Here is a 1,272-nt window from a genome sequence, read left to right on the forward strand (position 1 = left end):
CATGGAAGCAATAGGGACAAATCAAGACAACAAAGTAACGTCAGGACCAGTAGTAACAGACAAGTCGCAAGATGACAGCGTCAGTATTCTGGTGGTGTCAGGTCGTTCAGGGTCGGGTAAGACCTCGGTATTAAATATTTTAGAAGATTTGGGCTATTATTCTATCGACAATTTACCCCTGTCTTTGGTACCAAGTGCCGTCGATAAATTAGTTGGTGAGAGCAGTATTCGCCGTATTGCCCTTGGTGTCGATATCCGCACTCCACGCGCAGATTTAAGCAATTTTGCCTCTATTCATAAGATGCTTAAGCAAACCTATGGCGAACAGACGGTCAAAGTAATCTACGTGACCGCGCAGGACACTATTTTAGTGGCACGCTTTAACGCCACTCGCCGCGTACATCCTCTAATGGCACAAGAGTATGAAAGCTCTACTTATCCGACATACAATCTGCCTGCTGCTATCAAAAAAGAAGAAGAGTTACTAGAGCCTATTGCCAGCTATGCTGATATAAAGATTGATACGAGTAAATTAAACATTCATCAGCTAAAAGAGCGTCTGCGAGATCATATTGGTGCAGACAATAAGATTGTGATCAATCTGCTATCTTTTGGCTTTAAATATGGCAGTCCTATCGATGCCGATTTTATATTTGATGTGAGAATTTTACCAAACCCGCATTGGAACCCTGAGCTGCGTACCGCAACTGGTCTTGATCCAGAGGTTGATGAGTTCTTCGCTGATTATCCAGAGGTCGCCGAGATGACTGACGATATTGCAAAATTTTTAGATCGTTGGCTGCCAGATTTTTTACATAACAATCGCCATACGGTGACAGTTGCTATTGGCTGTACGGGCGGCAAGCATCGGTCTGTTTTTATCACCGATAAGCTGCAACGTTATCTTGCAAAGAGTCTACCTCAAGGTTTGGTAGTGGCCGCCAAGCATCGTGAAAAGCGCCGTTGGTAGCTTTATCGCCGCTGTTCTATTAGTAGATAGGCGATATATATGATGTAGTATAAAAATTTCGCTGGTGCAAATGGTTGCCAGCCATCTCTCATTTTTATTTATTATTTTGGAAAGCTTGTATGATTGATTGGTCAGAACAGGACATGCGCGTCTCGCGTACTGAACTTAAAAAAGCTCATGAACGCTTGCAAGAATTATCAATACCGCTTGCTAGCTTATCGAAAAAGCAACTCAAAAACCTACCAGCTAGTGACTACTTTATGGCTGAATTGATGGCATTGGCAGATATTAGCAGTGCAAAT

Annotated in this window: 2 protein-coding genes; both read left to right on the plus strand. The window is 42.8% G+C overall.

Going from position 1 to position 1,272, the window contains the following annotated elements; all coding sequences use genetic code 11:
• Nucleotides 1-10: 10 nt before the first annotated feature.
• A complete protein-coding gene (gene rapZ, locus ACS8FD_RS15140; protein WP_439262613.1) occupies nucleotides 11-970 on the plus strand; it encodes an RNase adapter RapZ in 960 nt (319 codons plus the stop codon).
• A 119-nt stretch (nucleotides 971-1,089) separates the two neighbouring features.
• On the plus strand, nucleotides 1,090-1,272 hold a 183-nt coding region (locus ACS8FD_RS15145), incomplete at its 3' end, for a dual-action ribosomal maturation protein DarP (RefSeq protein WP_439276456.1).

It is taken from the genome of Psychrobacter sp. 1U2 (assembly GCF_051847575.1).